The organism is Micromonospora sp. WMMB482 (genome assembly GCF_019038635.1).
Lineage (GTDB): Bacteria > Actinomycetota > Actinomycetes > Mycobacteriales > Micromonosporaceae > Micromonospora > Micromonospora marina.
The window spans coordinates 537,435-561,523 of the sequence record NZ_JAHOPD010000020.1; the positions used below are offsets into that span (position 1 = coordinate 537,435).

Genomic DNA, 24,089 nt, shown 5'->3' on the forward strand with positions numbered 1-24,089 from the left:
CCCCGCCGCTCCCGGCCGCCGCGTCAACCGGCGCCGCCGCCCTGCCGGCCGGCTCCGCCCCGCCACTCGACGCCGGCATCACGAACGGCACGTCGACCGCGCCGAACGCCGGCACCACCCCCGCAGCCGCCACCGCCACCGGCTCGGACACACCCGCGCCCACCAGTTCCAGCGAACCGACGAGCACCCTCGACGCACCGCCGGCCCCGGCCCCGGCACCAGCACCGGCACCCGCACGGGTCGTCACCGCGTCCGCCGACGGCGCAGCGGCCGATGCTGCAGCGACCACTCGCTCACCGGCCGCATCCGTGGGCACGCCGATCATCCCGGCGGTCGAGCGGACGACGGCAGAGGCCGGCACGCCCGCAGCCGAACCAGACAGGTCGGCCGCCGATCCCGAGCCGCAGTTCGCGGTGGCGGCCACGCCCGGCCTGCCCGGTCCCGGCCGGGAACACGCGCCGGGCCATGTCGCCTCCTCCGGCACCGCCGACGTCCGTCAGGACAGCGCGGCACCGCAGGCCACCGCCGACCAGACGGCCCCAGAGACCACCGCCGAGCACACGGCACCGCAGACCACCGCCGACCACACGGCACCAGAGACCACCGCCGAGCACACGGCCGAGGAACCGACAGCGATCGACGGCACCATCGGCGCCGACCGCACCGGGTCCGCCCCGCCCGCTCCACAGCAGGTCGGCACGGCGGCCGACGCCGCGCCCGCGCAGCCCTCGCCCACCGCTGACGGGATCGCCGTCCCCGGCAGCGCACCCGCCGAGCACGTCAGCGCCCCGACCGGCACCGAGGGCACCGGCACCACCCCGGCCGAACAGCCGCTCGCCGGCATCCCTTCGACCGGCACCGGCCACAGCGACACCCTCGGCGACGGACCAGAGCGCGCCGACGACCTTGAACACGCCACGCCCGCGCAACCGGGACAGGCGCCGGCCCGCACCGGCGACGGCGGACCGGCCCCGACCGGCACCGACGACGCGCGGGAACCGCGTACCCCCGACGCCGGAACCGGCGACGACGCGGGCCCGGCGGCGGGCGCCGAACCGCAGCCCCCGGTGGACCCGGAGCAGGCCCTCGCCGAGGTCGGCTGGGAACTGGATCCGCGTACGCTGCGCGAGCGGGCCCCCGACCCGGCCCGGTTGCGGGTGATCCGGGACGGGCTCACCGGCAAACTGGACACCACGCTCGACAACCGGAGCCGGGCCCGGCTGCTCAGCCTGCGGTCGGTGGCGTCCCGGATCCTCGGTGACCTGGACGACGCGCTCGGGGACGCGCGGCTGGCCGTCACGTACGCGGAGGCCACCGGCGAGTTCCGGCGGACCGCGCTGGCCCGCGCGCGCCTCGCCGAGGCGCTGCGGTGGCGGGGTGACCACGCGGAGGCGGACCGGCTCTTCGCCGAGGCGAACTCGCCGGAGCTGCCGGACCGGCTGCGCGCGCTGCTGCACGAGCACGCCGGGCGGTGCTGCTACGACCAGGGGCGGCTGACCGAGGCGTGCCTGCACTTCGAGCGGGCGCTGGACCTGCGTCACGGCGAGGACGCGCAGCTCGACGCCCGGATCGGGATGGCGCTGGACGCGGTCGCGGAGCGGGCCGCCGCGGACGGTTTCGGGCCGCCGCCGCGCCGAGCCGAGGAGGTGCTCGGCACCCCGCGCCTGCCGGTGGCGACGTTCGACGAGGAGCAGCAGCTCTGGGGGTACGCGAACGCCGACGGCGAGATGGTCGTCGCGCACCGGTACGCCGAGGCGCAGCCGTTCCACGAGGGCCTGGCCTGGGTACGGCGGCCGGAGGCCTCCCGGTGGGCGCTCATCGACACGTCCGGCGCGGCGCTGATCGAGGCGAACAACGGCTACCGCTCGGTGGTGCCCTTCTCGGAAGGGCTGTCCTGGGTGTCGATGGACGGCAAGGGCCGGTGGATGGCCGTCGACCGGATGAACATCGTGAAGATCCCGCCCGGGTACGAGGAGGCGCGGCCCTTCCGCAACGGCCTGGCGGCGGTACGGCAGAACGGCGGCTGGGGCGCGGTGGACCTGACCGGCGAGGTGGTGGTGCCGACCCGCTACCACCGTCTCGGCACGCCGCTGGCCGACGGCCGGGAGGTCGACGGGTTCACCGCCGACGGACTGGCGGTGGTCGAGCTGGCCGGCCGCCGGGGTGTGGTGGACCGGGCCGGCCGGGTGGTGGTGACACCGGCGTACCCGACGGTGGTGGTGCACCCGGTGGCGTTCCTGGTCGCCACCGAGTCGGGCCGGTGGGGCGCGCTGGACCGGCGCGGCGAGCCGCTCATCGACCCGGTGCACCCGGGGCGCACGGCGGTCGTCGCGGAGATCGACCGGCTGCTCGCCGACGCCAGCCCGGTGCTCTGACCCGCGCCCGGCGCGCCACCCCGGAGCGGCGGCGACCCGGCCCGTCAGCGACCGGCACCCCCGGGCCGGCCGCTCACGCCGTCGGCGGAGGGCCGAGCAGCTCGATGCCGTTGCGGGCGGCGGCGTGCCCGAGCGCGGCCGGGTCGATCGGCGCCGGGTCGGGCAGCCGGCGGTGCGGCGCGGGTACGCCTGCTTCCGCGGCGAACCGCTCGAACCCGGCCGGGGTGGTGATCTGGAGCGCGCGCAACGGCTCGTCCGGGCCGACCACGAAGGTGTGCGCCAGGCCCACCGGCAGCAGGACGAAGTCACCGGGACCGGCGGTGAGCGTATCGCCGTCGCAGTGGAACCGGGCGGTGCCGGAGAGCAGGTAGAACATCTCGTCCTCGACCTGGTGGCGGTGCAGTGGCGGGGCGAAGCCGGGCGGGTTCACGAACTCGGCGACGGTGAGGCGGTCCCGGGTGTGCCGGCCGCCGGCCTTCAACGTGCACAGGTTGCCGAGGAACCAGTACGCCTCGCCGTCGTCGGGGCCGAGCAGGTAAGGGCGGACGGACATGGGCGGCCTCCGATTTCAGTGAATGCGAGAACATTCGATAGCTACGAGTCTAGTGAATATATTGTTAGTATCGCGAGGTCATGGCTGGAGTCAAGGACGGCAAGCCGACGCGCCCCTACCGCTCGGCGGTGCGCGAGGAGAGCGCCCGGCGTACCCGGCAGGCGGTGGTGCGGGCGGCGACCGACCTGTTCGTCACGCGCGGATACGCGGCGACGTCGCTGGCCGACGTGGCCGCCGAGGCGGGCGTCGCCCGGCCCACCGTGTTCGCCGTGTTCGGCTCCAAGGCCGCCCTGCTGCGCCAGGTGCTCGACGAGGCACTCGCCGGTGACGACGAGCCGGTGCCGGTGGCGCGCCGCCCCTGGTTCCAGCCGGTCTGGGAGGCGACCGACCAGGGCGCGGTGCTCGACGCGTACGCCGGGGTCTGCACGCTGATCGGCCACCGCGCGGCCGGCGCCTTCGAGACGGTGCGCCGCGCTGCGGACGAGGCGCCCGAGGTGGCCGAGCTGTGGGAGACGCTGCTGCGCAACCGCCGCGCGGGGGCCGCCATGGTGGTCGACCGGCTAGTCACCCTGGACGGCCCGCTCCGGCCGGACGCGGGCACCGGACACGCGGTCGACGCGCTGTGGTTCTACAACGACCCGGCGCACTACGCGGCGCTGGTGCAGCGGTGCGGGTGGCCGGAGGAGAGTTTCCGGCGGTGGCTCGCCGCCCGGATGCGCGACGCGCTGCTGGGGGCGTGAGCGCCGGACGGCGTCCGGGACCGGGCGGGTCTAGGGTCGGGAGCATGGAATTCCGTCACCTGGGCCGCTCCGGCCTGATGGTCAGCGAGATCTCGTACGGCAACTGGATCACCCACGGCTCGCAGGTCGAGGAGGACGCGGCGGTCGCGTGCGTCCGCGCCGCCCTCGACAGCGGCATCACCACCTTCGACACCGCCGACGTGTATGCGGGCACCCGCGCCGAGTCGGTGCTCGGCCGGGCGCTCAAGGGCGAGCGCCGCGAAGGACTGGAGATCTTCACCAAGGTCTACTGGCCGACCGGTCCCGGCCGCAACGACCGCGGCCTGTCCCGCAAGCACATCATGGAGTCGATCGACGGCTCGCTGCGCCGCCTCCAGACCGACCACGTGGACCTCTACCAGGCCCACCGCTACGACTACAGCACGCCGCTGGAGGAGACGATGGAGGCCTTCGCCGACGTCGTACACTCCGGCAAGGCGCACTACATCGGCGTCTCCGAGTGGAAGGCGTCCCAGCTGCGCGAGGCGCACGCGCTCGCCCGTGAGCTGCGCATCCCGCTGATCTCGAACCAGCCGCAGTACTCGATGCTGTGGCGGGTCATCGAGACCGAGGTGATCCCCACCAGCGAGGAGCTGGGTATCGGCCAGATCGTCTGGTCGCCGATGGCACAGGGTGTGCTGTCCGGGAAGTACCTGCCGGGCCAGCCGCCGCCCGCCGGCTCCCGCGCCACCGACGAGAAGTCCGGCGCCGGGTTCATCGCCCGGTTCATGACCGACGACGTGCTCACCCGCGTGCAGCGGCTCAAGCCGCTGGCCGAGCAGGCCGGGCTGACCATGCCGCAGCTCGCCGTCGCCTGGGTGCTCCAGAACCCGAACGTCTCCTCGGCGATCGTCGGCGCGTCCCGGCCGGAGCAGGTGCACGACAACGTGAAGGCGGCAGGCGTGAAGCTCGACGCCGACCTGCTCAAGGCGATCGACGAGATCGTCGAGCCGGTCACCGAGCGGGACCCGGCGAAGACCGAGAGCCCGGCTCAGCGCCCGTGACGTCGTGCCGTTCCCGGGCCGGCTCGCACCGGCCCGGGAACGACCCGGTCGGCTACTCCCAGAAGCGGATCAGGGCGTAGCCGATCTGGTACAGCTCGCGCGGCAGGCCGAGGGCGTCGCCGACGGCGAAGACCGCGCCGAAGAACACCCGGTTGATCTGCGGGCTCCACAGCAGCGCGAACAGCAGGATGAAGCCGTACGGGGCGAACAGGTCGTACATCCGCCGGTAGGCGGGACTGAGCCACGGCTGGAGCATGTTGCCGCCGTCCAGGCCCGGCACCGGCAGCAGGTTGAGCACGCTGGCGGTGAGCTGAAGGAACGCGAGCAGCCCGACGCCGGCCCAGAACTCCAGCGGCCCGCCCAGTTCCGGCCCCCACGCCACCGTCGCCACCAGCACCAGCGTGAACAGCACGTTCGTGGCCGGCCCGGCCAGGCTGACGAGCGTGTGGCGCAGCCGGCCGGGGATGGCGTGCCGGTCCACCCAGACCGCGCCACCGGGCAGGCCGATGCCGCCGAGCAGCACCACGACCACCGGCAGCACGATCGACAGCAGCGGGCTCGTGTACTTCAGCGGGTTGAGCGTGAGGTAGCCCCGATGCGCGATGTCCCGGTCACCGGCCCGGTACGCGACCACGGCGTGCGCGTACTCGTGCAGGCACAGCGAGACCAGCCAGCCCGAGACGACGAAGAGGAACACGTCGAAGCCGACGTTGCCGTACCGGTTCCAGGTCATCACCCCGGATGCGACGAAGAGCGCCACCAGGGCCAGGAAGATCGGGCTCGGCCGGAACGCCACCCGGGGAACGCCGAGGACCAGCGGCTCGCCCGGTCGGTCGTAGCCGGTCATTCGGCCGGAGGTTGCAGGCTCATCCGGTAGTCCACCCGGTCGTCCTCGACCAGCGCGACGGAGGTGACGCCGGATGCCGCGAGCTCCCGCCAGGTCTGGCCGATCCACGACTCGGCGTCCGCCTGGCTCGTGAACGACTCGGCGGGTCCGTCGACCGCGTCGCCGTTCGTGCCCTCGTACCGCCAGCTCCACGCCATCTGCGCGTCTCCCCTCGCCGCCGTCCCGTCCGGGACGAACCTCCGCAAGCGTAGTCGCCCGCCCACGACGCTTCACCCCTCGACCGGCGCGGGCCGACGCGCGGGTGCCCGCAAGGTTCGGCCGTCACCAGCGGGGTATCCACGCCGGACGTCGTCGGCGAGGGAGGACACCATGCGGCCGTTGCGGGAGATGGACACCGAGGAGGTACGGGCGATGGCGGTACGCGGCGGCATCGAGGCGGCCCACGAGATGGACCGGGAGGAGCTGCTCGACGCGCTCCTCGCCCGCCCCGGCGAGGGAGCCTGGCAGGAGGATCCGAAGCCGGTTGACGTGAATCCCAACGACTATCGCTTCGAGGCCCCCGAGCGCCGACCGCGATGAACCACCTCTCACTGCCCCGCCCGGGCGGCGGCATCTAAGGTACGGGGCATGTCCGTTGACGGGTGGCACACCCTCCTGGTGCTCGGCGGTATCCGCTCCGGCAAGTCCGAGATCGCCGAGTCGCTGGTCGCCGACGCGCCCACAGTCCGGTACGTGGCGACCGCCCCGGCCGGGGATCCCGAGGACACCGAGTGGGCGGCCCGCCTCGCGACGCACCGCGCCCGCCGGCCGGGGAGCTGGACCACCGAGGAGACGGCCGCGAACCCGGGCCGACTGGTCGAGGTGATCGCCGCCGCCGGGCCGAACGAGACGCTGCTCGTGGACGACCTGGGCGGCTGGGTGACGGTGCTGCTCGACCCGGCCCACCAGCCGGCCGACGACACCGCCACGATCGCCGAGCTGGCCGCGGCGGTGCGCTCCAGCACCGCCCGGCTGGTGCTGGTCAGCCCCGAGGTGGGCCTGTCCCTGGTGCCCACCACGCCGCTCGGCCGGGCGTTCACCGACGCGCTCGGCGCCGCCAACCGCGCGGTCGCCGACGCCTGCGACGCGGTCGCGCTGGTGGTCGCCGGTCAGACCACGTGGCTCAAGCCGGCCGCTCCGGCCCCCGCCCACGCCGTGCCGCCCGCCGCCGCGTCGCCCGAGGCCGAGCCGAGCCGCGACGCGGCTCCCCAGGTCGCGACATCCTGGGCCACGGCACCCCGGCCCGCGCCGGACCAGGCCGCGCCGACCGGAGCCGCCGCGAACCGGACCGCGCCGGCTCAGGCCGTACCGGCCGACCTCGGCGCCGGGGACGTGACGCTCCCCGAGGTGCTGCCCCCGGCCGCCGCCCCCGTGCCCGCCCCGGCCACCCCTGACACGCCGGGTACGGGCGACTGGGCCGCACCCACCATGGCGCTGCCGATGATCGCCACCGGCCTGGTCATCCAGCCGGGCATGGAACTGCCGATGCCCGACGACTACACCGGACCGCAGGCGGTCGACCGGCTCGCCACCCTCGACATCCCCGGTGCCGGTCTCGGCGTGCTGGAGCAGGTGGTCGGCTTCGCCGCCGCCACCCAGAGCACCTCGACGCCGCGTCCGTGGGACTCCGTACGCGTCCTGCTGATCCGGGGCGACCACGAGGGGGGCGCGTCGGCCGGCGCGACGCCCGGCGAGTCGGCCCGCCGTGCCCGGCAGGCCCGCGCCGGCCGGGGCGCGCTGGCCCGGCTCGCCGCCGAGAACCGGGCCGGCCTGCAGATCGTCGAGGCGCCCGTCTCGGCGCCGATGGAGGACGGCCCGGCCCTGCCCGCCGACGAGGTCGAGGCGGCCCTGCGCTACGGCTGGCGGCTCGCCGAACAGGCCGCCGACGCCGGGGTGCAGCTGCTGGTGCTCGCCGCCTGCGGCGCGGGCGCCGAGGCGGCCGCCGCGGCGGTGCTCGCGGCCACCGCGGGGGCGGAACCGCCGACCGTGCTCGGCCGGGTGGTCACCGAGCAGGGCGAGATCGACGACACCGCGTGGATGGTCCGCTGCGCGACGGTACGGGACGCGCTGCACCGCACCCGGCGCTCCGCCCGGGAGGCCAAGGACGTGCTGGCCGAGCTGGGCGGCGGCGACATCGCGCTGGCCACCGGCGTGCTGCTGGGCGCCACCGCCCGCAAGGTGCCGGTGCTGCTGGACGGCCCGGTCGGCACCGCCGCCGCCATGGTCAGCCGCGACCTGGCCGGCCAGGCCCGGCACTGGTGCCTGCTGCCCGACCACGGCGGCCGTCCGGGTGTGCGGCTCGCCGCCGACGTGCTCGGTCTGACCCCGCTGGTGGACCTGCGGCTCGACCTGGGCGAGGGGGCGACCGCGCTGGCCGCGCTGCCGCTGCTGCGCTCCGCGCTGACGCTCGCCGCCACGCTGCCGGTGCACCCGTCGCTGGGCGGGCCCGACGACGACGGCGACACCGACGACGGCCGGACCGGCGGCGGACCGGACTTCGCCGAGCCGGAGCCGACCGGCCCGGGACCGGCCACCGTCGGGGCCGACGAGCCGGTCCCCCCCGGCCGACGTGCCGACTGAGGCGCGGCTCGCCGACGGCATCCGGCTGGCGCTCACCACGTTCACCACCCTCCCGGTACGCGCCGGCCGGGTCGACCGGGCCGCCGCCGGCACCGCGATGGCGCTCGCCCCGCTGGTCGGCGCGCTGCTCGGCGCCGTACTCGGCGGGGTGCTGCTGCTCACCGGCGCGCTCGCGCCACCGCTCGTCGCCGCCGTGGTGACAGTGGGGCTGGGCGCCCTGCTCACCCGGGGCCTGCACCTGGACGGGCTGGCCGACACCGTCGACGCGCTCGGCTCGTACCGGCGCGGCCCGGCCGCGCTGGAGATCATGAGGCAGCCGGACGTCGGCCCGTTCGGGGTGGTCGCGCTCGTGGTCGTACTCCTGCTCCAGAGCGCGGTGCTCGCGGAGCTGGCCGGCCGGGACGCCCTCGCCGCGTTCGCCGCGGTGGTCGCGGCCACCGCGGCCGGGCGGCTCGCGGTCGGCCTGGCCTGCCGGCGCGGCGTGCCGGCGGCCCGGCCCGAGGGCCTGGGCGCGCTCGTCGCCGGCACGGTCGGCTGGGCCGCCCCGGCGCTCGGCGCGGTCGCCGTCGCGCTGGCGGCGGTGCCCGCGGTGCCGGACCGTCAGTGGCAGGGGCCGCTCGTCGTGCTCGGCGCGCTCGCCGTCGCGGCCGGGCTCCTCCGGCACCTGGTACGCCGTTTCGGCGGCATCACCGGCGACGTGCTCGGGGCGCTCGTGGAGATCGTCACCACGCTGTCCTACCTGGGACTGGTGCTGACCGGCTGAGCGTCACCGGTCCGGGCGGGTAGCGTTCGGGGCGAGTGCACCGGCGCGGTCGAGGGGGACGGCATGCTCATCACGGACGACTTCCTGCCGGTACCGGTGCCCGAGTCGCTCGACGCGACGTACCTGGTACCGATCACCGGGCTACCCAAGGTGAGCCCGAAGACCGCCGTGGAGGGGCTGGCCGGCCGGCTCGCCGAACCGGTCCACGGGCTGGCCCGGCAGATGCTCGACAGCCCGCTGATGACGGTGGACACCCGTACCGTCGACGAGTTCCCCGAGCTGCCGCCGGACCTGCTCACCGCGTTCGGCGCGACCGAGGAGCAGCTGGCCCGGCTGGCCGCCGCCACCCACCTGGTCGTGGTGCAGGCCGAGTACCGGCCCGGCTGGCCGCCGGCGCACGAGTGGGCCGCCCGCGCGGTGGCCGCGGCGGTCGCCGAGACGGTCGGCGGGGACGTGGTGGACGTCTTCGGGCTCCAGTTCCTCGACCCGGCGGCGGCGCTGCGCTCGCTGCCCGACGAGCAGGGCCGGATCCGGCTCGTCGACTGGGTGCTGGTGCCCTACTCCTCGGACTCCGACGGGCTGTGGTTCACCACGAAGGGGCTGCGCCGGTTCGGGCTGCTGGAGTTGCAGGCGCAGGGCGTACCGGACCACCTGACCCGGGCGTGGGGCGCGGTGATGACCGGCGCGGCCCGGCGGCTGCTGCGGGACTGGACCGACGGGCTCGCCGGCGAGGAGGTGCCCGCCTTCGTGCAGCTTCCGGTGCTGGCCACGGTGACCGGGCACGACATCGCCGTGGCGTACGGCAATCCGGAGCAGCACGGCGCGACCGCCCCGGTGCTGCTGCGGCTGGAGCTGGACCCGGCCACCGACCCGGACGCCGACTCGTTCCTGAGCCTCAACCCGCCGCCCGGGCATCCGGGGCCGCCCGGCCGCTACTTCGCCGCCGCCTGCGCGACGCTGTTCAACGGCATCCAGCCGGACGTGCGCTACACCCGCACCGGTGACGCGATGAGCCGCGCGGTGGAGACCGCCCGCGCCGCGCTCGGCGACATCCGGGCCCGCTTCCTGGCCGGGCGGCTGCCCGAGGAGAGCCAGCTCGTGGTCAAGTACGGCCTGCCCGGCGACGACGGCCCCGAGTATGTCTGGGCCGGGGTGACCTCGTGGGACACCCCGGAACGGATCGTCGGCGCGAGCGCCAGCGACGCCAACACCGACCCGAGTGTGCGGATCGGCTCCCCCGTGGTGGTGGAGGCGTCGGACGTCGTCGACTGGGCCGTGCTGGACGGCACCGGCGTGCTGGAGGGCGGCTGGACGCAGGCCGTCCTCGACGCCGGTGAGCGCGGCGAGGACTGACCCGCGCGGTTTCCGCACGCCGAGAGCCGGCCCGCCTCCGGGCTCAGCGCACCGAGGGCTCGACGAACGGTGGCCTGGTCAGGCGCATCCGGGCACGGCGGCCCCGGATGTCCACCTCCAGCTCGTCCCCGTCGGCCGGCTTCGGGTCGGTGTCGACGAGCGCCAGCGCGATGCCGTGCTTGAGCGTCGGGCTGAACGTGCCGCTGGTGACGGTGCCGACCTGCCGGTCGCCCGCGTACACGGCCATGCCGGGGCGCGGGATGGCCCGGTCGACGGCAGTGAGGCCGCGCAGCGTACGGGCCGGACCGGCGGCCTTCTCGGCGAGCAGCGCGTCCCGGCCCCAGAACGCCGGCTTGTCCCAGCCCACCGCCCAGCCGGAGCGGCCCTGCACCGGGGTGATCTCCAGGGACAGGTCCTGCCCGTGCAGCGGGTAGCCCATCTCGGTGCGCAGCGTGTCCCGGGCGGCCAGGCCACAGGCCCGTACGTCGTCGGCCGCGGCGAAGATCGCGTCCCAGACGGCGACCGCGTGCTCGGCCGGAACGACCAGCTCGTAGCCCAGCTCGCCGGTGTAGCCGGTGCGGCACACGGTCAGCTCCACCCCGTCCAGGCCGGCGGCGGAGAAGCTCATGTAGTCGTGGCCGGTGGGCAGGCCGAGCGCGTCCAGCAGATCCGCCGAGCGCGGCCCCTGGACGGCGAGCACCGCGTACGCCTCGTGCTCGTCGGTGACCGTCACGCCCGCGGGCGCGCCGGCACGCAGCCGGCGGGCGACCTCGGCGGTGTTGGCCGCGTTGGGCACCAGGAAGACGTGGTCGCCGGCGTGCAGGTAGGCGATGATGTCGTCCACCACGCCGCCGGTGGCCTCGTCGCAGCAGAGCGTGTACTGCGCCTGGCCGGGCGCGATCCGGCCGAGGTCGTTGGTGAGGCAGGAGTTGACGAAGTCCGCCGCGCCCGGCCCGGTGACCCGGATCTTGCCCAGGTGCGAGACGTCGAACACGCCGACGCCCTCGCGGACGGCCGTGTGCTCCTTGAGCACGCCGCCACCGGCGTACTCCAGCGGCATCTGCCAGCCGCCGAAGGGGGCGAACTTCGCGCCGAGCGCGGTGTGCCGCTCGTGCAGCGGGGAACGGCGCAGCCGGGTCTCGGCGGCGTCGGAGGTCACCTCGGTCATGGGTGGCAACTTACCGGCCCGGACCGCTGTGGTTAGCATCGGCGGGATCCCGTCGGCACGCATCGGCGGGACAGCCACGTCTCCCGGCGGGTAGGTTGCCGCCGGAGAGACCTTCACCGCCGGTACGCGACGACGCGGCCGGCCCGGCCCGCCCGGAGTAGCTTTCGTGACATCGCCCCGCACCACCCTCAGCCTGGTCGACACCGACCCCGCCGAACTCGCAGTCGACGCGATCGTGATCGGCGTGCACAGCCAGACCACCGAGCCGGGCAGCGGCGCACCCGCCCACGCCCTGCTGCTGGCGAGCGGTGCGGAGAGCATCGCCGCCGCGTTCGACGGAAAGCTGACCGAGACGCTGGCCCTGCTCGGCGCGACCGGTGGCCCGGGCGAGGTGATCAAGCTGGCCACGCTGGGCACCGTGTCCACGCCGCTGGTCGTGGCAGTCGGCCTCGGCCCGGAGCCCTCCGGTGCCGCCCCGGCACCGGAGTCGCTGCGCCGGGCCGCCGGTGCCGCGGTGCGGGCGCTGGCCGGCGCCCCGCGCGTCGCCCTGGCCCTGCCGCTGCCCGACGACGCCGACGCCCCGGCCGCGCTGCGCGCGGTCGCCGAGGGCGCGCTGCTGGGCGGCTACCGGTTCGCCGGCTACAAGACCAAGCCGCAGCCGGCCCGGCGCGAGCCGGTGGCCGAGGTGCTGGTGGCGGTGCCGGACGCGGCCGACGCGACCGCCCAGGCCGAGATCGCGCGGGCGCAGGCGGTGGCCGGCGCGGTGCGGGCCAGCCGGGACTGGGTCAACGCCGCGCCGAACGAGCTGCGCCCCCCGGCGTTCGCCGACGTCGTCTCCGCCGCCGCCCGCGAGGCCGGACTGGAGGTCGAGGTGCTGGACGAGGCGGCGCTGAAGGCCGGTGGCTACGGCGGCATCCTCGCCGTCGGTCAGGGCTCCGAGGCCCCGCCGCGGCTGGTGAAGCTCACCTGGACGCCCGAGGGCGGCGGCAACGGCAAGCGGGTCGCGCTGGTCGGCAAGGGCATCACGTTCGACACCGGCGGCATCTCGATCAAGCCGGCGCAGGGCATGTGGGAGATGAAGTCGGACATGGCCGGCGCGGCGGCCGTCGGCGCGGCCATGCTGGCGGTCGCGGCGCTCAAGCCGTCGGTGACCGTCACCGGCTACCTGCCGATGGCGGAGAACATGCCGTCGGGCACCAGCTACCGCCCGGGCGACGTGATCAGCATGTTCAACGGCAAGAAGGTGGAGGTGCTCAACACCGACGCCGAGGGCCGGATGGTGCTGGCCGACGCGATGGCGCGGGCCTGCGCGGACGGCGCGGACTACCTGTTCGAGACCTCGACGCTGACCGGCGGGCAGGTGATCGCGCTGGGCAAGCGGATCGCCGGTGTGATGGGTACCCCGGAGCTGTGCGAGCGGGTGCGGGTGGCCGGTGACGCGACCGGCGAGCCGGCCTGGCCGATGCCGCTGCCGGACGACGTGCGCAAGGGCATGGAGTCGGAGGTCGCGGACATCTCGCAGGTCAACGCCGGGATGGACCGGGCCGGGCACATGCTCCAGGGCGGGGTGTTCCTGCGCGAGTTCGTGACCGACGACGTGGCGTGGGCACACATCGACATCGCCGGCCCGGGCTACCACTCGGGCGAGGCGACCGGCTACTGGACCAAGGGCGGCACCGGTGTGCCGGTGCGGACGCTGCTGCACCTGGTCGAGGACGTCGCCGCCCACGGCTGACGGGTAAGGAAGGGCCCCTTCTTAACGCCTGGCGTTGTAGAAGGGGCCCTTTTTAACACTTGGGTTCAGGTAGCTCAGAACAGCTCGGGCCGGCGCTTGCGGCGCTCGTTGTAGTCGCGCATGCGCTGGGGGTAGCCCATCAGCCGCACGTCGTAGATCGGGATGGCGATCCGGTGCGCCCAGCGGCGGGCCTCGTCCGGCCCGCCGACGCGCCGCCGGGTCCACTCGCCGTCGTCGGCGATCAGCATGATCGTGGTCTCGGTGACCGTCGTGCGGGGTTCGATGTACGCCTCGACGCCCTTGCGGGTCCGGACGAAGTTCTCCAGATGGTCCAGATCGGCGCGGTCGGCGGCGCGGTCGCGGCTCGCCGGGACCGCCCGCTTGCGTCGTCGGAACAGCCCCACCGAATCCACTCCTCCCCCACCGCCGTCATCGAGGACGGTGCCAAGGGTACGTGTCGCCGACGTGTCGTTGGGCACCTCGGTACGCGCTCGGTCCGTGGTGGTGACAAGATGACCGAGGTGGGGTGTGCCTGTTACTTCGCCGTAACCCCCGATGCAGTGACGCGACCTGGGAGTTGGATGTGAGCGAGCCGAACGACACGACCTTCGACATCGTCATCCTCGGAGGTGGTAGCGGCGGCTACGCGGCGGCGCTGCGTGCCGCCCAGCTGGACCTCTCCGTCGCCCTCATCGAGAAGAGCAAGCTGGGCGGGACCTGCCTGCACAACGGGTGCATCCCGACCAAGGCGCTGCTGCACGCCGCCGAGATCGCCGACCAGACCCGTGAGTCCGAGCAGTTCGGCGTGAAGGCCGAGCTGGTCGGCATCGACATGAAGGCGGTCAACTCGTACAAGGACGGCGTGATCTCCCGTCTGTACAAGGGCCTCCAGGGCCTGGTGGGCAGCAGCAAGAAGATCACCTTCGTGGCGGGCGCCGGCAAGCTGGTCGGCAAGAACGTCGTCGAGGTCGACGGCAAGCGCTACACCGGCCGCAACGTCGTGCTGGCCTCCGGCTCGTACGCCAAGAGCCTGCCCGGCCTGGACGTCGACGGCGAGCGGATCATCACCAGCGACCACGCGCTGACGCTGGACCGCGTCCCGTCGTCGGCGATCGTGCTCGGCGGCGGCGTGATCGGCGTCGAGTTCGCCAGCGTCTGGAAGTCCTTCGGCGTGGACGTGACGATCGTCGAGGCGCTGCCCCGCCTGGTCGCTGCCGAGGACGAGGAGTCGTCGAAGGCGCTGGAGCGGGCGTTCCGCAAGCGGAAGATCAACTTCAAGGTCGGCAAGCCGTTCGAGAAGGTCGAGAAGACCGACAAGGGCGTGAAGCTGACCATTTCCGGCGGCGACACGGTCGAGGCCGAGCTGCTGCTGGTCGCCGTGGGCCGCGGCCCGAACACCGCCGGCCTCGGCTACGAGGAGCAGGGCGTCAAGATGGACCGCGGCTACGTGCTGACCGACGAGCGGCTGCGCACCAGTGTGCCGAACGTCTACGCGGTCGGTGACATCGTGCCCGGTCTGCAGCTCGCGCACCGCGGCTTCCAGCAGGGCATCTTCGTCGCCGAGGAGATCGCCGGGAAGAACCCGGCCGTGATCGACGAGGCTGGCATCCCGCGTGTCACCTACTGCGACCCGGAGCTGGCGTCGGTCGGCCTGACCGAGGCGAAGGCCAGGGAGCAGTACGGCGCCGACAAGATCAAGACCTACAACTACAACCTGGGCGGCAACGGTAAGAGCCAGATCCTCAAGACCGCCGGCCACGTGAAGCTGGTCCGGGTGGACGACGGCCCGGTGGTCGGCGTGCACATGGTCGGCGCCCGGGTCGGTGAGCTGATCGGCGAGGCGCAGCTCATCTACAACTGGGAGGCGTACCCGGCCGAGGTGGCGCAGCTCGTGCACGCCCACCCGACGCAGAACGAGGCTCTGGGCGAGGCGCACCTGGCCCTGGCCGGCAAGCCGCTGCACGCGCACGCCTGACACGACAACCGCGGCGTCCGGCGACGGGCGATGATCCCACCAGGGGAATGAAGGAGTCTGGAGAACATGCCGGTATCGGTCACCATGCCCCGGCTCGGCGAAAGCGTCACCGAGGGCACCGTCACGCGCTGGCTCAAGCAGGAGGGTGACACCGTCGAGGTCGACGAGCCCCTGCTCGAGGTGTCGACCGACAAGGTCGACACCGAGATCCCGTCCCCCGCGGCGGGCGTGCTGAGCCGGATCGTGGTCGGCGAGGACGAGACCGCCGAGGTCGGCAGCGAGCTGGCGGTCATCGCCGGCGAGGGCGAGGACGCGGGCGCGGCTCCCACCGAGAAGGCCGAGCCGGCCACCGAGCCGACGGCCGCCGCCGAGGGCACCGGACCCGAGCCGGAGCAGGCCGAGCAGGCCGAGGAGGCCGCCGCCGAGCCGGGCGCCGAGGCCGAGCAGTCGGCCGTCGAGGAGCCGGCCGAGCCCGCCGCGCCGTCGGGCGAGGGCACGCCGGTGACCATGCCGGCCCTGGGCGAGAGCGTCACCGAGGGCACCGTCACCCGCTGGCTCAAGCAGGTCGGCGAGACCGTCGAGGTGGACGAGCCGCTGCTGGAGGTCTCCACCGACAAGGTCGACACCGAGATCCCGTCGCCGGTCGCCGGCACGCTGCAGGAGATCAAGGTCGCCGAGGACGAGACCGCCGACGTCGGCGCCGTACTGGCGATCGTCGGGGTGGCCGGCGCCGCGCCCGCGAAGGCGGAGCCGAAGCCGGAGCCGCCGGAGCCGAAGGCCGAGCCCAAGGCGGAGGCAAAGCCCGAGCCCAAGGTCGAGCCGAAGCCGGAGCCCAAGGTCGAGGAGCCGACCCCGGGCATGTCCTACAACGAGCCGGCCGCCGAGGCGGAACAGGCCGCGCAGCCGGTCAAGGCCGAGGAGGCCGCGCAGCCGGCCGCGCCGACCGCTCCGCAGCAGCGCCCGAGCGCCCCGGCCGAGCACGGCGATGACGCCGCCGGGTACGTGACGCCGCTGGTGCGCAAGCTCGCCGCCGAGCACGGCGTGGGCCTGGGCTCGCTCAAGGGCACCGGTGTGGGTGGCCGCATCCGCAAGCAGGACGTGCTGGAGGCGGCCGAGAAGGCGAAGGCCGCCAAGGCGGCGCCCGCCGCCGCTCCGGCCGCCAAGGCCGAGGCCCCGGCCAAGCCGGCCGCCAAGCCGGAGCCGAGCGCCAAGCGGGGCACCACGGAGAAGCTGCCGCGGATCCGGGCCACCATCGCCAAGCGGATGCAGCAGTCGCTGCACGAGACGGCGCAGCTGACCACCGTCGTCGAGGTCGACGTCACCAAGGTCGCCAAGCTGCGGGCGCGGGCCAAGGACTCGTTCCAGGCCAAGCACGGCGTGAAGTTGTCCTTCCTGCCGTTCTTCGCGCTGGCCGCGATCGAGGCGCTCCAGACGTACCCGATCATCCAGGCCAGCATGGACCTGGACGGCGGCACGATCACCTATCCGGCCGCCGAGCACCTGGGCATCGCCGTGGACACCGAGCGCGGGCTGCTCGTGCCGGTCATCCACAACGCCGGTGACCTCAACATGGGCGGCATCGCCAAGCGGATCGCCGACCTGGCCGAGCGCACCCGGGCCAACAAGATCACCCCGGACGAGATGGCCGGCGCGACCTTCACGCTCACCAACACCGGCAGCCGGGGCGCCCTGTTCGACACCCCGATCGTGCCGTCGCCGCAGTCGGCGATGCTCGGCACGGGTGCCGTGGTGAAGCGCCCGGTCGTGGTCAACGACGCGGAGCTGGGTGAGGTCGTCGCGATCCGGTCGATGGTCTACCTGGCCATGTCGTACGACCACCGGCTGATCGACGGCGCCGACGCGGCCCGCTTCCTCACCGCGGTGAAGGAGCGGCTGGAGGGCGGCAACTTCGAGGCCGAGCTGGGTCTGTAGATCCGAGACGGCGAGGGGGCGCGCGGCGACAGGCCGCGCGCCCCCTTCTCGTTTCCGCGGGTCAGCCGCGCAGGTGATCCTCGGAGACGGTCCAGAGCCGCTCGGCGGCCTCCGGGTCGCGGGCGTACACGGCCCAGCCGGTGCGCGTGCCGGGCTGGTTCGGACCGGCCTCCTGGCAGTCCTCGAAGTACCGGCCGCCGACGCCGTCGAGCAGCGGCGAGGTGGCGGCCAGCACCGAGGTCGCCGCGCCCTGCTCCGGGGTCTTGAAGGACGCCGCGCCACCGCCGCTCTGGGCACGCATCCGGGCCAGTTCCTCCTCGGTGATGTAGCGCTGGAGGTTGGTCCGGATCGCGCCCGGCATCAGCGCGTTGGTGTAGATGCCGTCCTCGGCCCAGCGGCGGGTCGCCTCCACCGCGAACAGCACGTTCGCGGTCTTGGACTGCCCGTACGCCAGCCAGGGGTCGTACGGCCGCTGCCGGAAGTGGATGTCGGAGAACTCCAGCGGCGAGCGCAGGTGCGCCGCCGAGCTGACCGAGACGATCCGCGCGCCGCCGGCCGCGGCGAGCGCCGGGCGCAGCCCGGTGGCGAGCGCGAAGTGCCCGAGGTGGTTGGTCGCGAACTGCATCTCCCAGCCCTGCTCGGTGCGCATCTCGGGCGACGCCATGATGCCGGCGTTGTTCACGAGCATGTGCAGCGGGCCGTCCCACGTACTGACGAACGCGGCCACCGAGGCGAGGTCGGCGAGGTCGAGCGGCGCGACCAGGATCCGGTCGTTGCCGGTGGTGCCGGTGATGTCGTCGGCGGCGCGCTGACCGGCGTCGGTGTTGCGGACGGCGAGTGTGACGTCCGCTCCGGCGGCGGCGAGCGCGCGGGCGGTCTCCACGCCGATCCCCGAGGCGCCGCCGGTGACGACGGCCCGGCGGCCGGTCAGGTCCAGGTCGCGGACGACCTCCAGGGCGGTGGTCTCGGCGGAGAACGGGGTGGTGACTGGTGTCGAGCTGGTCATGGTCCATCCTTGTCGACGGCGACGCGGACCGGTGTGTCCGCCCGCTACGCTGAGAAGCGGAGGATCCTCCGTTACTCCGCCAGCACAACCGGAGGAGCCTCCGGTTACCACCGTGCCGGGCCGGCGACCCGGTCGAAGGAGGAGGGCCAGTGCCCGACCGACCGCTGCGCGCGGACGCGCTGCGTAACCGGCAGCGGCTGCTGGACGCCGCGGTCCAGGCGTTTTCCCAGGACGGCCCGGAGATAACGCTGGACCGGGTCGCCAAGGAGGCCGGCGTCGGCATCGGCACGCTCTACCGCCACTTCCCGAGCCGGGAGGCGCTGATCGAGGCGGCGTACCGCAACGAGCTGGAGAAGCTCTGCGACGCCGCCCCGGCACTGCTCGCGGCCCAGCCCGCCGACGCGGCGCTGCGCGCCTGGATGGACCGGTTCGTCGGCTACCTCGCCACCAAGCGGGGCATGGCCGACGCGCTGCGGCTGGTCATCGCCTCTGGCGCCAACCCGTACGCGCAGAGCCGCGACCGGCTGCTCGCCGCGCTCGGGGAACTGCTCGCGGCGGGCGCCGCCGCGAGCGTCGTACGCGCCGACGTCGCCGCCACCGACGTGCTCGCCAGCCTCAGCGGGATCTCCCTGGTGGCCGGCGAGCCGGACCAGCGCGCTCAGGCCGGACGCCTGCTCGACCTGCTGATGGACGGGCTGCGGCACCGGCCGGGCTGACCGGAATCGGCCCCCGGCCCGGACCGGCGCTGACAGACTCGGCCGGTGGGCTCGTACGGGTGGCGGGGGCGCCTGGGGCCGGCCGTGCCGGTGGCCCCGGGCGCCCGCGTCGACCGGTTCGAGATCTTCTTCGACCTGGTCTTCGTCTTCTCGTTCTTCATCATCACCCGGGCCACCGCGCTCCAGGTGACCGGCGGGGCGCTGCTGCATGCGCTGCTGGTCCTCGCCGTGCTCTGGTGGTCGTGGGTGGTGCACAGCGTGGTCGCCACCCGGGTACGCCTCGGCGAGGGCTTCGTCCCGGTGCTCATGACCGTCGGCATGGCCGCGCTGTTCACTTTCGCGTTGTCGCTGCCGCACGCGTTCCGCGACCCGCGCGGCAACGAGGCCGGGCCGATGGTCGCGGCGCTCAGCTACACCGTCCTGCGGCTGGTGCACCTGCTGCTGTACCGGCACGCCGTGCGGGACAGCCCGAACGAGCGCCGGCAACTGATCCGCTTCGCTCCCGAGGTGATCGGCAGCACCGCGCTGCTGCTGGTCGCCGCGCTGCTGCCACCGAAGATCGACGACCTGTTCTCGGCCGCGGTGGTCCGGGACGTGCTGTGGGCCGGGGTCGTCCTGCTCCAGTACGGCACCGGCATGCTCGCCGGCACCTGGGGCTGGGGCGTCGCGTCGGCCGAACACTGGACCGAGCGGTACGACCTCATCCTGATCATCGCCCTGGGCGAATCGGTCATCTCCGTCGGCGTGGGCAGCAATCTGCTCGGCCAGCCGCCCACCTGGCCGGCCGTGGCGGCGGCGGTGCTCGGCATCTTCTTCACCGCCGCGCTCTGGTGGGCGCACTACGACATGGTCGGACCCGCCGCCCGGATCGCGTTGCACGCGGCGCGGGACGGTCCCCGGGTGGCGATGGCCCGCGACGCGTACGCGTACCTGTTCCTCCCGATGATCGCGGGCATCATCCTGTTCGCGCTCGGCGCCGAGACGATCGTGCACGAGATCGCCGACCCGAAGGTGCCGCCGGGCGAGCCGGCGCACGGTCCGGGCGTGCCGCTGCTGTACGGCGGCGTCATCTGCTACCTCTGCGGCAACATGCTGTTCCAGCTCCGCACCCTGCGCACGCTGAGCTGGACCCGGGTCGGCACGGTGCTGCTGCTCGGCGTGACCATCCCGGTCGCGGAACGGGTGCCGGGGCTGGCCGCGCTCGGCATACTCACCGCCGTCACCGTGGGTATGGTGGCCGTCGAGGTGATCGTCTTCGCCGAGAGCCGGCAGGCGCTGCGCAAGCTGGTCTTCGAGGAGCGCACCAGCCACGAGGCGCACGAGGCGGCCTGGCGGGCCCGCTGGCACGAGAAACCCGGGGACCGCGATGAGAACGGGTGAACCACTCGCCCGCCGCCCCCGTGGTACCTGTCGGCCCCGCACCGGGGCCGCAGACGAGGGATACGGGGACCGCATGACCATCGACACCGTCCACGCCGGCGCGGCCGGCACCTGGCAGCTCGGCGACCTGACCGTCAACCGGATGGGCCTGGGCGCGATGCGGCTGACCGCGAACGCCGACGGCAGCCCGAGGGACCGGGGCCGGGCCGTCGCCGTGCTGCGTCGCGCCGTCGAGCTGGGCGTCAACCACATCGACACGGCCGCGTTCTACTTCTCGCCGCTGCGCTCGGCCAACGAGCTGATCAACCGGGCGCTGTGGCCGTACCCGGAGGATCTGGTCATCGTGACCAAGGTCGGCCCCGGCAAGGATCCGTCCGGGCAGTGGCTGCCGGCGGCCCGGCCGGACCAGTTGCGTGGGCAGGTGGAGGAGAACCTGCGCCAGCTCGGCCGCGACCACCTGGACGTGGTGAACCTGCGGGTGCACGGTCCGGAACCGCTGTCCGAGCACTTCGGCGCGCTGGCCGAGCTGCGCGACGCCGGTCTGATCCGGCACCTCGGCGTCTCCGCGGTACGCCCGCACCAGGTCGCCGAGGCGCGCGCCGTCGCGCCGGTGGTGTGCGTGCAGAACTCGTACGGCCTGGGCTACCGCCGTCAGCACGACGAGCTGATCCGGGACTGCGCGGCGCACGGCACCGCCTTCGTGCCGTTCTTCTCCATCGTCACCAGCGGCCGCGAGGCCGGCGCCACCGGCGGGGAACACGCCGAGGTGCACGCGGTGGCCCGGGAGCACGGCGTGACGGCGGCCCAGGTCCGGCTGGCCTGGACGCTGGCCCGGGGCCCGAACGTGCTGGCCATCCCCGGCACCGGCGACCCGGCGCACCTGGAGCAGAACGTCGCCGCCGCCGGGCTGCGCCTGTCCCCCGCCGACCTGGCCCGGCTCGACGCCGTGTGAGGAGTTAAGAAGGGGCCCTTTCACCTCCTCAGGCGTTAATAGGGGGCCCTTCCTTACCGTTCGGCCGTCGGCAGAATCGGCGCGTGCGGGGTGGCCGGCGACCTGACGCGCGCCGATGCTGAGGCGATGGCGACCTTCTCCGTACAGGCCCAGCCCACCGACGCGGCGAGCTGGACCGAGCTGGCCCGCACCGTCGAGGCGGCCGGCTTCGACGCGCTGTTCGCGGCCGACCACCCCGGCGCCTGCGCGTCGCCGTTCGTCGCGCTGGCCGCCGCGGCGGCGGTGACCAGCACGCTGGGCCTCGGCTCGTACGTCTCCAATGCCGGCGTCCGGGAGCCGGTCCTGCTCGCCGCCGACGTGGCCACCCTGGACGTGGTCTCCGGCGGGCGGGCCCGGTTCGGCGTCGGCGCCGGTCACACGCCGGCCGAGTGGCGGGCCGTCGGGCGCGAGCGCCCGGACGTCGCCGGCCGGGTCCGCCGCTGCGTCGCGGTGACCGAGGCGGTACGGGCGCTGCTGGCCGGTGACGAGGTCACTGTGGACACCGAGGAGCTGACCGCGTACACGGCACGGCTCGACCGGCCCCGGCCGGTCCAGGACCGCATCCCGCTGACGGTGGGCACGTCCAACTCGACGCTGCTGCGCTGGGCCGGGAGGCACGCCGACGTGGTCGGCCTGGCCGGCTTCGGCCGTACGCTGCCCGACGGCCACCAGCACGAGGTCAGGTGGCGGGCCGACCAGATCGAGGCGCAGCTCGCGCAGGTGGCGGCCGGAGCGGCCGGCCGGGAGACGCCGCCGGTCCTGGAGGCGCTGGTCCAGCACGTCGCCGTCACCGACGACGCGGGGGCGGCCGCCGCCGGGACGGCTGCCGAGACCGGGCTCACCCCGGCGGAGGTGCTGGCCACCCCGTTCGTGCTGGCGGGGACGCCCGACGAGATCGTCGCGGCGGTGGCCGGGCACCGGCGCCGCTGGGGCGTCACCCGCTTCGTGGTACGCGCCGGAGCGGTCGAGGCGCTCGCCCCGCTCCTGCCCCGACTGGCGGGAAAAGAGCTGGACTTCGAGCACGCTCGAAAGTGAACACTTGGCGCATGACGACGACACGACGGCTGGGCCGCAGCGGCATCGAGGTCAGCGCGATCGGCATGGGCTGCTGGGCGATCGGCGGTCCGCTCTGGGACGGCACCCAACCGCTCGGCTGGGGCGAGGTGGACGACGACGAGTCGGTGCGTACCGTCCACCGGGCCCTGGAGCTGGGCGCGACGTTGTTCGACACCTCCAGCAACTACGGCGCCGGGCACAGCGAGCGGGTGCTCGGACGGGCGCTGGCCGGCCGCCGGGACCAGGCGGTCATCGCCACCAAGTTCGGCTACCCCACCGACGAGGAGACCCGGCAGGCCCGCGGCGAGGACGCCACCGCGGACTACGCGCGGCGCAGCCTGGAGGGTTCGCTGCGCCGGCTCGGCACCGACCACGTCGACCTCTACCAGCTCCACCTGGGCGGCCTGCCGGTGCCGCGGGCGCTGGACCTCGTCGGCACCCTGGAGGACCTGGTCGCCGAGGGGAAGATCCGGGCGTACGGCTGGAGCACCGACGACCCCGCCTCGGCGCGCGCCTTCGCCGAGGCGGGACCGCACTGCGCGGCGATCCAGCACGACCAGTCGGTGCTGCGGGACAACGCCGCCGTGCTCGCGGTCTGCGCGGAGTTCGACCTGGCCGCCCTGAACCGGGGGCCGCTGGCGATGGGCCTGCTCACCGCGAAGTACCAGGACGCGCCCACCGCCCGGGGCGGCGACGACGTGCGCGGCGTGGCCCCGGAGTGGCTGGACTGGTTCACCGGTGGCGTACCGCGCGCCGAGTGGGCGCAGCGGGTGGCCCGGGTCCGCGAGGCGCTGACCGCCGACGGCCGCACCCTCGCCCAGGGCGCGCTCGGCTGGCTGCTCGCCCGCAGCCCGCACACCCTGCCGATCCCCGGCTGCCGCACCGTCGCGCAGGCGGAGGAGAACCTCGGCGCGCTGGCGTACGGGCCGTTGCCGCAGGACGCGTTCGCCGAGGTGGAACGCTTGCTCGCCGACCTGCGTACCGCCCCGGCCGACGCCTGATCGGCTCGGCCGCACCGGCGAGCCACCGCAGACCTGTAGCACCTCGTAGCACACAGGCGGTAGGCTGCCGGTGTGGCCGAGCACGCTCACCGCGAGATCACCCAACGCGAGCTACGCAACGACTCCGGCGCCATCATGCGCGGAGTCGAGCGCGGAGAGTCCTTCACGATCACCCGCAACGGCACGCCGATCGGGCGGTTGATCCCGATCCGGCGGCGCACGTTCGTGCCGCGAGCCGAGGTTCTCGCGGCCTTCGCCAGCGCCCCCCGGTTGGACGAGGCACGCTTCCGGGCCGACCTCGACGCCGCGCTCGACCAGGAGCTGCCCAGCCGTGACTGGTGACCTCCCCGCCCGCGGACTGATCGACACCAACATCGTCATCCATCTGGGCGGACTCGACGGGGCGCAACTGCCCGACGAGATGGTCATCAGCGCGGTCACGCTTGCCGAGCTCTCGGCCGGTCCTCACCTCACCGACGATCCGCGCGAGCGCGCCCGCCGGATGAGCGTCCTGCAACACGTCGAGGCCACGTTCGAGCCGCTTCCGTTCGACGCCGAGGCGGCGCGGGCCTTCGGCCTGTTCTCGGCGGCGGTGCTCGCCGCCGGGCGGGGAACGCGCCGCCGGGTGGCCGACCTGATGATCGCCTCCGTCGCACACGCCAACGCGCTTCCCCTCTACACCACGAACCCCGCCGACTTCCTCGGGCTCGACGGTCTGATCACCCTGCATCCGGTCAGCAGGCCGACCGGCTGAGGGCGGGCGGCCGGTACGCAACCGGTCGGGCGTGACGAGTGAGTGATTTCGCTCAACGCATCCGAATCGCGTTCCGTACTCG

At 74.2% G+C, this 24,089-nt stretch carries 23 protein-coding genes; 17 read left to right on the forward strand and 6 right to left on the reverse strand.

What is annotated here, in order from left to right; translation table 11 throughout:
• Positions 1 to 308: 308 nt before the first annotated feature.
• Entirely contained in the window at positions 309 to 2,375 is a 2,067-nt protein-coding gene (locus KSK32_RS34490) for a WG repeat-containing protein (protein ID WP_254188910.1), read from the forward strand.
• A 73-nt stretch (positions 2,376 to 2,448) separates the two neighbouring features.
• Here KSK32_RS34490 and KSK32_RS03290 read toward each other — a convergent pair whose 3' ends face one another.
• On the reverse strand, positions 2,449 to 2,928 hold the full coding sequence (locus tag KSK32_RS03290; RefSeq protein WP_216928362.1) for a cupin domain-containing protein: 480 nt from the start codon (positions 2,926 to 2,928) through the stop codon (positions 2,449 to 2,451).
• Positions 2,929 to 3,008: 80 nt separating this feature from the next.
• Between KSK32_RS03290 and KSK32_RS03295 the strand changes: the two genes are divergently transcribed.
• A complete protein-coding gene (locus KSK32_RS03295) occupies positions 3,009 to 3,668 on the forward strand; it encodes a TetR/AcrR family transcriptional regulator (protein ID WP_216928363.1) in 660 nt (219 codons plus the stop codon).
• Positions 3,669 to 3,712: 44 nt separating this feature from the next.
• Positions 3,713 to 4,711 carry an aldo/keto reductase family protein gene (locus tag KSK32_RS03300; RefSeq protein ID WP_216928364.1) on the forward strand — a complete coding sequence of 333 codons (999 nt, stop codon included), beginning with the start codon at positions 3,713 to 3,715 and terminating at the stop codon, positions 4,709 to 4,711.
• Between the two features lie 52 nt (positions 4,712 to 4,763).
• Here KSK32_RS03300 and KSK32_RS03305 read toward each other — a convergent pair whose 3' ends face one another.
• Positions 4,764 to 5,558 (reverse strand): site-2 protease family protein, encoded by a 795-nt coding sequence (locus KSK32_RS03305; RefSeq protein WP_216928365.1) that lies wholly within the window; start codon positions 5,556 to 5,558, stop codon positions 4,764 to 4,766.
• On the reverse strand, positions 5,555 to 5,755 hold the full coding sequence (locus tag KSK32_RS03310) for a hypothetical protein (protein ID WP_216928366.1): 201 nt from the start codon (positions 5,753 to 5,755) through the stop codon (positions 5,555 to 5,557). Before KSK32_RS03310 ends, KSK32_RS03305 begins: the two co-directional genes overlap by 4 nt.
• 172 nt (positions 5,756 to 5,927) lie before the next feature.
• On the opposite strand from KSK32_RS03310, the gene KSK32_RS03315 reads away from it, so the two are divergent.
• From KSK32_RS03315 to KSK32_RS03330, 4 genes are all read left to right on the forward strand, one after another.
• Complete coding sequence (locus tag KSK32_RS03315) at positions 5,928 to 6,137, forward strand: hypothetical protein (protein WP_030500114.1); 210 nt, start codon at positions 5,928 to 5,930, stop codon at positions 6,135 to 6,137.
• Between the two features lie 48 nt (positions 6,138 to 6,185).
• Positions 6,186 to 8,177, forward strand: coding sequence for a bifunctional adenosylcobinamide kinase/adenosylcobinamide-phosphate guanylyltransferase (locus KSK32_RS03320; RefSeq protein WP_216928367.1), 1,992 nt, complete (start codon positions 6,186 to 6,188; stop codon positions 8,175 to 8,177).
• Positions 8,167 to 8,940 carry an adenosylcobinamide-GDP ribazoletransferase gene (cobS, locus tag KSK32_RS03325; protein ID WP_216928368.1) on the forward strand — a complete coding sequence of 258 codons (774 nt, stop codon included), beginning with the start codon at positions 8,167 to 8,169 and terminating at the stop codon, positions 8,938 to 8,940. Before KSK32_RS03320 ends, cobS begins: the two co-directional genes overlap by 11 nt.
• Before the next feature lie 63 nt (positions 8,941 to 9,003).
• Positions 9,004 to 10,293, forward strand: coding sequence for a DUF2314 domain-containing protein (locus tag KSK32_RS03330; protein ID WP_151013767.1), 1,290 nt, complete (start codon positions 9,004 to 9,006; stop codon positions 10,291 to 10,293).
• A gap of 43 nt (positions 10,294 to 10,336) precedes the next feature.
• On the opposite strand, the gene gcvT is transcribed toward KSK32_RS03330, so the two are convergent.
• The gene (gcvT, locus tag KSK32_RS03335; protein WP_216928369.1) at positions 10,337 to 11,461 is read right to left on the reverse strand and encodes a glycine cleavage system aminomethyltransferase GcvT; all 1,125 of its coding nucleotides are present in this window, start codon (positions 11,459 to 11,461) and stop codon (positions 10,337 to 10,339) included.
• Between the two features lie 166 nt (positions 11,462 to 11,627).
• Here gcvT and KSK32_RS03340 point away from each other — a divergent pair, with 166 nt between their 5' ends.
• Entirely contained in the window at positions 11,628 to 13,196 is a 1,569-nt protein-coding gene (locus KSK32_RS03340; RefSeq protein WP_216928370.1) for a leucyl aminopeptidase, read from the forward strand.
• Positions 13,197 to 13,270: 74 nt separating this feature from the next.
• On the opposite strand, the gene KSK32_RS03345 is transcribed toward KSK32_RS03340, so the two are convergent.
• The gene (locus tag KSK32_RS03345) at positions 13,271 to 13,600 is read right to left on the reverse strand and encodes a hypothetical protein (protein ID WP_018785383.1); all 330 of its coding nucleotides are present in this window, start codon (positions 13,598 to 13,600) and stop codon (positions 13,271 to 13,273) included.
• A 179-nt stretch (positions 13,601 to 13,779) separates the two neighbouring features.
• On the opposite strand from KSK32_RS03345, the gene lpdA reads away from it, so the two are divergent.
• Positions 13,780 to 15,171: a dihydrolipoyl dehydrogenase gene (gene lpdA / locus KSK32_RS03350; protein WP_216928371.1), complete on the forward strand. Its 1,392-nt coding sequence runs from the start codon at positions 13,780 to 13,782 to the stop codon at positions 15,169 to 15,171.
• 66 nt (positions 15,172 to 15,237) lie between these two features.
• Positions 15,238 to 17,103, forward strand: a complete 1,866-nt coding sequence (gene sucB, locus KSK32_RS03355) for a 2-oxoglutarate dehydrogenase, E2 component, dihydrolipoamide succinyltransferase (protein ID WP_216928372.1) — start codon at positions 15,238 to 15,240, stop codon at positions 17,101 to 17,103.
• A 61-nt stretch (positions 17,104 to 17,164) separates the two neighbouring features.
• On the opposite strand, the gene KSK32_RS03360 is transcribed toward sucB, so the two are convergent.
• Positions 17,165 to 18,109 (reverse strand): SDR family NAD(P)-dependent oxidoreductase, encoded by a 945-nt coding sequence (locus KSK32_RS03360; protein ID WP_216928373.1) that lies wholly within the window; start codon positions 18,107 to 18,109, stop codon positions 17,165 to 17,167.
• A 149-nt stretch (positions 18,110 to 18,258) separates the two neighbouring features.
• Here KSK32_RS03360 and KSK32_RS03365 point away from each other — a divergent pair, with 149 nt between their 5' ends.
• The 7 genes from KSK32_RS03365 to KSK32_RS03395 all read left to right on the forward strand — a co-directional run bounded on the left by KSK32_RS03365 (position 18,259) and on the right by KSK32_RS03395 (position 24,007).
• Entirely contained in the window at positions 18,259 to 18,825 is a 567-nt protein-coding gene (locus KSK32_RS03365; protein WP_216928374.1) for a TetR/AcrR family transcriptional regulator, read from the forward strand.
• Between the two features lie 45 nt (positions 18,826 to 18,870).
• Positions 18,871 to 20,205 carry a low temperature requirement protein A gene (locus KSK32_RS03370; protein WP_216928375.1) on the forward strand — a complete coding sequence of 445 codons (1,335 nt, stop codon included), beginning with the start codon at positions 18,871 to 18,873 and terminating at the stop codon, positions 20,203 to 20,205.
• Between the two features lie 73 nt (positions 20,206 to 20,278).
• Positions 20,279 to 21,157, forward strand: coding sequence for an oxidoreductase (locus KSK32_RS03375; protein WP_216928376.1), 879 nt, complete (start codon positions 20,279 to 20,281; stop codon positions 21,155 to 21,157).
• Positions 21,158 to 21,283: 126 nt separating this feature from the next.
• Positions 21,284 to 22,231 (forward strand): LLM class flavin-dependent oxidoreductase, encoded by a 948-nt coding sequence (locus KSK32_RS03380; protein ID WP_216928377.1) that lies wholly within the window; start codon positions 21,284 to 21,286, stop codon positions 22,229 to 22,231.
• Between the two features lie 11 nt (positions 22,232 to 22,242).
• On the forward strand, positions 22,243 to 23,253 hold the full coding sequence (locus KSK32_RS03385; protein WP_216928378.1) for an aldo/keto reductase: 1,011 nt from the start codon (positions 22,243 to 22,245) through the stop codon (positions 23,251 to 23,253).
• 72 nt (positions 23,254 to 23,325) lie between these two features.
• A complete protein-coding gene (locus KSK32_RS03390; protein WP_289256485.1) occupies positions 23,326 to 23,595 on the forward strand; it encodes a type II toxin-antitoxin system Phd/YefM family antitoxin in 270 nt (89 codons plus the stop codon).
• Positions 23,585 to 24,007 carry a type II toxin-antitoxin system VapC family toxin gene (locus tag KSK32_RS03395; protein WP_216928379.1) on the forward strand — a complete coding sequence of 141 codons (423 nt, stop codon included), beginning with the start codon at positions 23,585 to 23,587 and terminating at the stop codon, positions 24,005 to 24,007. The genes KSK32_RS03390 and KSK32_RS03395 overlap by 11 nt, the downstream gene beginning before the upstream one ends.
• Positions 24,008 to 24,089 lie beyond the last annotated feature (82 nt).